The organism is Xenorhabdus entomophaga (assembly GCF_037996725.1).
GTDB classification, from domain to species: Bacteria; Pseudomonadota; Gammaproteobacteria; order Enterobacterales; family Enterobacteriaceae; genus Xenorhabdus; species Xenorhabdus khoisanae.
Genome location: NZ_JBBMXH010000155.1, coordinates 1 through 6252, shown reverse-complemented (window position 1 = coordinate 6252; position 6252 = coordinate 1). Strand labels below are relative to the sequence as shown.

The window sequence follows — 6252 nt, the reverse complement described above, 5'->3', positions numbered from 1 at the left end:
CACTGGATGTACTCAGTGAAATCGCGACAGCGGTGACCCGAAAACAGCCCTATCCGGATGTCTTTAATCTGCTTCCCTGCTAGTCAATACAGGGCTGGTGAATGGTTACCTAAGTGGTTGGGATGTACTCATTACATTCTGCCAGTTGTATATGACGCCAAGCCACAGGTGAAAAACCAGCGATCAGATTGATTGTCTTCTGACTTTTTGGCCTGATTTCGTCAATGAGTCAATCGTGGGGACCCGCTGGCGGGTTGATATCATATCTATTTGACGATAACGCTTTTTTTATGTAACTTCCTCCTGCATTTAGAATATTCAAGTAAAGGCAAATAACATGAACTATTTCTATGATGCAGTTTTCTTTGATTTTGACGGAACAATAGCAGACACAAGGGAGGCTTCAATCGAGGCAACTCAAACTGCTTTCCAGCATTTTGGTCTTACTCGTCCCAGCTCGGAACTTATTCTCCAATATATGGGCATCCCCATCGAAAAATCATTTGATGCCATGCGGGGCCCCTCCATCTCAGGAGTAAACACTGAGGAAATCATATCTTTTTTCCGTCATATATACCCATCTATCTGCGATAAAACCACATATCTCTATGACGGTATTTCTGAACTATTGTCCACACTGAAGAGTGAACATTTTTATCTGGCTGTTGTGACCAGTAAAAAGTCCACAGTTCTTTCAACAAACTTGGAAAAACTCGGATTGAATAACATTTTTGATGTCATCATAGGTTCTGACCATGTTTCACACTATAAGCCTCACCCTGAACCATTAAATATGGCAATACATAAGTTGAATACTCTAACTCAAAAAGAAATTTTCGGCGTGATAGTTGGTGATGCACTCTCCGATATTGAAATGGGGAAAGCTGCCAATATTGATACATGTGGAGTCACTTGGGGAGCATTTAAGCAAGATGTGCTTGCAAAAGCATCACCTGATAGTCTAGTACATTCCGTCAGCGAATTGCGTTCCGTTCTGCTAAAAAAAACAACGTAGGTTAATTTAAACGGCAATATTATTGTCGAGCTTTCCCTTTAATAAATTGATCAGCCTTCCCGCTATTTATAATTCTAAGCCCATTTTTTAATGGGCTCAAACCGCTGACAAACTTTGTTGAAAGTAACAAAGTTTGCGGCCTTGGTAATCCTCCCTAAAAATCGGAGTGTTCATAAGTAGAATTTTCTCATACGCTTAGAGTACACATATCCACCATATGGCGGCATAACCGATCTATGGAGTGAACAACAATTGTATCGCCGGTTCTGGCCTGCTGAAGCTGTGGCCTGTTTGATATAGATTTTACCAATTCACATTTCGGCTGTCTGGTGGCAACGACCGGACGCTACTCGGTTGAGCAGTTTCCTGACGGGTTTGACCTTCGAAGAAAACGCCTGACGATCATTTTTCCCTTTACAAATAAACAGGTCATGCCCATAAAATATATTCCAGAATAGCGCCTGTTCCATCCTTTATTATGCGAAATCCCCCAGACTTTAAAGGTAAGACTAGAGGCTTATCTCACCCCTGATAACAAAATTAGTTTTACCACCGACGAATATTTTTTTATCAACAAGGCGGATAAATACCTCACCGTTCGCTCCAACTGAAGAACCTTGAAAGGATGTGTATTCAGCAGGAATATATTTATTAATAGTTAGCCATTGGGCAAGAACCGCATTAAGGCTACCCGTAACCGGGTCCTCAGTTTGCTCACTGCCGACAAAAGCCCTGACATGCAATGAATTCTTATCATCTGAAAGAGCACATACTCCAAGATAAACCCCAACCATTTCAGAATAGTCAGGATATATGCCCATGAGCTTTTCCGGAGATTTAATTAATACGGAATGCCAGATTGATCCGTTATTAAGAACACAGCTCGAAACCACATCTTCAGCTTTTAGGTTGGTTGATTTATAAAGTAAATCAAGTTCGGCCAATGTAAACGGTCTTTTAGTTTGCAGAGGTGGTGCTTCAAAATATAACATGCCATCCATTTGTCGTATTTCCACAATGCCAATAGCTGACTCCTGATAGATAACCTTTTTGTTTTGACCATCTAACCAGCTATAACAAGAGCCTATCGAGGGGTGCCCGGCAAACGGAAGCTCCTCCAGTGGCGTAAAAACTCTCACCTTATAGTCAGCCTTAGGATGAGAGGGCGGGAATATAAAGACCGTTTCACTTAGATTCGTCCATCTTGCTAAGGATTTCATATCTTTCTCAGATATACATTCGTCATCACAAAAAACAACCGCAAGAGGATTACCTTTAAGAGTATCGCTAGAAAATACATTCACTTGGTTAAAACGATAATTCATCAAAAATATCCTTTTTGTTTAATTAACCTTAATTAGCATAGCACTTTCCGCATTACGGGTGTAATTCAATAAAAAGTGTATACAGCTTTGAGGTGTTCCAGACCCTCGATAGTGAGTAGCGATACTTACCGCATGGCGAAAGAGTCGTGTCTTGACGCATTTAAGGTACTTATGAGCCTTATCTACTCTGAAAGATTATATCCGCTTCTCGCTCATCGCTGCCCGAGGTTATAGTAGCCTACTTATGGATTTCAGAATAACTTCGCATTGTAATCTCGATTGTGATCTCTGCTTCCGAAACCCTACATAGAAGATTCCTCCCTTGCTAGTGCATTTTCTGTTATTGACCAGATGTATCAAATGGGTTTCCGGCGTATCGGCTTTACCGGAGGGGAACCCACTTCAAGAAAGGATTTTATTGAACTGATTAGATATGCAAAACACAAGGGATTCATGACTTACCTGTCAACGGTCGGGCATCGTTTCATGATGGATCATGAGAGATTGAATCCAGTATTAGATTGGGTGGGAATGCCAATCGATGGTATTGACCAGCAGATTAATACTGATATTCGCAGTAACAAAATGAGCAATCAGCACAGAGTTATCAAAAACATACTGATGTGGCTCCCTGATGTGCATAACCGTATTAATATCAAACTAACCACAGTTGTTTCCCTGTCAAATGTGAATACCTTAAACGATATTGTCCATTGGATTGAACAACTTCCTTATAAAATTCAAGCATGGCGATTTTATCAGTTCTGTCCCTTAGGCGTCGGGAAAGAAAAAAGGGATAAATTGGAGATCGATACCACATTATTTATCCGCAAAATGGAAGTACTTAAAAAACAACATCCGACTATGCCAATAAGCTGGGCTACCTTTGAAGAACGTGATAAAGCTAACGTTGTTGTGGAACCTAATTTCGACATCATTATTCCTGATGGTGAAAATTACACTTTGTTAGGCAATATGCTGACAGACCCACCTGATAAAATTTTGACAGCAATCTTCGGAAACAGTGAAATCATACACAAATGTGAAAATAACCGATTCTGGCTGGATAGCAGGGAGTTTACATCATGAAATATAATTATCTTTACATGGTTCCTTGGTCCGCAGACGAAAAAGAGGGAAATCTAGAAAGAAAACCTCTCTATATATGTTTGTCCGGTAATTCGGGAGTGGGAAAAAGTACCCTGCTAAAACGGCTGTCCTCATCCTTATTTCAACATGATCCGCATACTATCGCTATTGACGAAAAAATGTTCATCATTCTCTGCTGCAATATCTTTTTGATGATACCAGCAACTACGGCTACCTAATACAGCTTAATTTTATGATCCAGCGAGCATTGTTACTCAAATCTTGGATGGAAAAAGGATTTAACTTGGTAATGGAGCGTTCTCATCTTGAAGATTACATATTTATTAATTTCATGTTGAAAGCTGGTTATATAAGTGAATCACACCGCGCGACATATATGAAGCTATGGGAGGAAATAAATCACATTATTCCTGTACCTGACATCATCGTTTTCATTGATTATTCCGTAGAACACTCTCTGCAACATCTAAATTATGATGAAATTCACGAGATTCGCCTCAAGGAGTTTCCTGATGAAATAACAAAATTTAAATGGATAAAAGGCTGGCATGATGAGTACCAATATTTTCTGAATAAACTTCCCGAAAGTCTCCGTGATAAAGTTATGATTTGTCAAAATCCGGATAAGATTGACGCATTTTCTGATACAGTGATCAACAAAATAAATATGTTGCGGAGATAATATGCGTCAAAGAATAATTGTCTGTCCTGTCATTCAAAATGACGGAAAATTTCTACTTTGTAAAATGGCTTCTGATCGTGGTGTATTTCCGGGACAATGGGCTTTGTCCGGAGGAGGAATGGAGTCTGGTGAAACGATGGAAGAAGCACTAAGACGAGAAATCAGGGAAGAACTGGGTGAAGCCCTAGAGATAACGGAGGTGAAACCCTGGGCTTTTCGTGATGATGTCCGGGTTAAAACGTATCCTGATGGTACTACTGAAGAGGTTTATATGATTTACCTCATCTTTGATTGTATCAGTGCCAATCGAGATATTACATTCAATGAGGAATTTCAGGAAATTGTCTGGGTGTCACCTGCAACTATGAAAGACATGGATTTGAATGAAGCAACACGGATTACTTTCACCCAGAAAGGGATAATCTGACAAATTCTATCTGATGTAATTCAATAATTTTGATCACCTTTATAGAGGGCCATCGCCAGTGATAATCGTTTTTGAGGAGTATTCGTTACGAGCATTAGTCCTAGTTTTTTGACTAATGTTTTTCATAACCGAGCTGATGGCTCATTTCCGTATTCAGCGCGGCTTCGACGCTGAATTTTTCAGTAACCGATCAAATTGGTTGATATCATCGGGTGCTTTGAGGTTTTTAGCCAGTTCATTGGTAAGAACCTATAATTGCACATCGTTCATAAATCAACCTTATTTTGATAATAAATTAAACATATCAAGATAAGCAAATACACAGTTTAATTTACAGGCTCCCACTCGACGACATATCGATTAGTCAGCTCCTAGTGGCACATCCTGCTCTAATTGAGTCATCGGAATAGCATTAAATGCCTTTGTTATGTGTGAAGTTGGAATAACTCGAGAGATGGGTCATGTATTGAATGGGTTGATTACCCGCTAAATGTAGTTTTCACGCTCAATAAACGTCCCTATCACTTTGTCGTGCACTTCTTCCGATTTGGAGTAACCAATTGTCTTTCGGTTCAGTCTTTTTAGGCGGGTGAGATGGGTTCTTTCTATACGTTGAGTAAACGTTTTTCCCGTTAAATACGCCCCTTCTGAAAGGCAATCATAAACAACATAATTATCAGTACAGTAAAATCGAATTTTAAACGGAGATAATAGAGCCAACAGTTTATCCCGTGTTCTCCTGCTGCGATCACCAAAAACATGTGCCACTATTCGTTTCATCCGGGGCTTCCAAGCATACCAAAGCCAGCGCTGATTATGCTTACTCCTACAAACGACCACTGTTCATCGATTTCACAGATAATTTGGATATCATTTCCCGCCAGCGGTAATGTTGTTACCTGTCTTGGCTCGAGTTTTTAACGTGCGAAGAACGGTGTTGATGCCCACCTTCAGGACGCGAGCGGTGTCTCTGATACCGCCGTTATTCACTGCCATATCCACAATTTGGTCTTTCATTCCGGGTTTGCAGGCTTGGTAGGTGTAGTTCAGTTGAAAGGTTTTACGGCAAGCATAACAGTGATAACGTGATGTCCACTGCTTCCTTTTCCATGCCCTTTGACCTCCTCTGCGTTGTGACAGTAACGACAAACCACATCAATATGCAGTGGCGGTTTGTTTTTACTCAGTATTTATTAAGCAATTTGTCCAAAAAACCATTTAATCATTTCTTTGCTATGTAAGATGGATATTTATAACCATATAGCAAGCTTCATACACAGTAAAAGCCGTTTTGTAACATCAGAAATATCACCTTACAAGCCACCTCAAAGTTCCAGCATCCTCTCATCATCCGATTGATATTATTAAATTATAATTTCAAAGTGTTATTTTTTGTTTTGGAAATGATCCAATGTTTACCTTTTGGTTGTTTATTAGCCAAAAACTACCTGTTTTCATAAAACTCTAACTAAGATTATTAAAAAATAACTAAGTGGAAATAAGAGGTAGATATGATCACAACATCATCACAAAACCAAAAACTCAATAACACTGAAAATGAAATACTGAAAGTATGTCAAGAAGTATATAACTTTTCAAAATGGTAGGAGTGTCAAAGAAACTCAGTCCAAATTTTGCGAGTTTTGATTTTCCAGAAACAAAAAGGCAAAAAAGAGGACTGAGTTATGCTTAT

At 39.4% G+C, this 6252-nt stretch carries 5 protein-coding genes and 3 pseudogenes; 4 read left to right on the top strand and 4 right to left on the bottom strand.

Annotated elements, in window-relative coordinates:
• The first annotated feature begins 337 nt into the window (after positions 1-337).
• A complete protein-coding gene (locus AAC854_RS20720; RefSeq protein WP_340618755.1) occupies positions 338-1015 on the top strand; it encodes an HAD family hydrolase in 678 nt (225 codons plus the stop codon).
• Positions 1016-1524: 509 nt separating this feature from the next.
• Here the strand turns inward: AAC854_RS20720 and AAC854_RS20715 are convergent.
• Both AAC854_RS20715 and AAC854_RS24415 read right to left on the bottom strand, forming a co-directional pair.
• A complete protein-coding gene (locus AAC854_RS20715) occupies positions 1525-2340 on the bottom strand; it encodes a PhzF family phenazine biosynthesis protein (RefSeq protein WP_340618754.1) in 816 nt (271 codons plus the stop codon).
• 55 nt (positions 2341-2395) lie between these two features.
• Positions 2396-2500: pseudogene (locus tag AAC854_RS24415) on the bottom strand (DUF1643 domain-containing protein); the annotation flags it as partial.
• A 200-nt stretch (positions 2501-2700) separates the two neighbouring features.
• On the opposite strand from AAC854_RS24415, the gene AAC854_RS20710 reads away from it, so the two are divergent.
• The 3 genes from AAC854_RS20710 (at position 2701) to nudI (ending at position 4559) form a co-directional block, all read left to right on the top strand.
• Positions 2701-3429, top strand: a complete 729-nt coding sequence (locus AAC854_RS20710; RefSeq protein ID WP_340618753.1) for a radical SAM protein — start codon at positions 2701-2703, stop codon at positions 3427-3429.
• Between the two features lie 193 nt (positions 3430-3622).
• On the top strand, positions 3623-4132 hold the full coding sequence (locus AAC854_RS20705; RefSeq protein WP_340618756.1) for a deoxynucleoside kinase: 510 nt from the start codon (positions 3623-3625) through the stop codon (positions 4130-4132).
• Position 4133: 1 nt separating this feature from the next.
• The gene (gene nudI, locus AAC854_RS20700) at positions 4134-4559 is read left to right on the top strand and encodes a nucleoside triphosphatase NudI (RefSeq protein ID WP_340618752.1); all 426 of its coding nucleotides are present in this window, start codon (positions 4134-4136) and stop codon (positions 4557-4559) included.
• A gap of 42 nt (positions 4560-4601) precedes the next feature.
• Here nudI and AAC854_RS20695 read toward each other — a convergent pair.
• Together AAC854_RS20695 and AAC854_RS20690 are read right to left on the bottom strand one after the other, a co-directional pair.
• Positions 4602-4793: pseudogene (locus AAC854_RS20695) on the bottom strand (hypothetical protein); the annotation flags it as partial.
• 252 nt (positions 4794-5045) lie between these two features.
• A pseudogene (locus AAC854_RS20690) lies at positions 5046-5725 on the bottom strand (IS1 family transposase).
• Positions 5726-6252: the final 527 nt, after the last annotated feature.

Excerpts from the sequence above, each read along its gene's own strand:
- AAC854_RS20715 (WP_340618754.1), bottom strand. The coding sequence starts at position 2,340 with ATGAATTATCGTTTTAACCAAGTGAATGTATTTTCTAGCGATACTCTT.
- nudI (WP_340618752.1), top strand. The coding sequence starts at position 4,134 with ATGCGTCAAAGAATAATTGTCTGTCCTGTCATTCAAAATGACGGAAAA.
- AAC854_RS20710 (WP_340618753.1), top strand. The coding sequence starts at position 2,701 with ATGGGTTTCCGGCGTATCGGCTTTACCGGAGGGGAACCCACTTCAAGA.
- AAC854_RS20720 (WP_340618755.1), top strand. The coding sequence starts at position 338 with ATGAACTATTTCTATGATGCAGTTTTCTTTGATTTTGACGGAACAATA.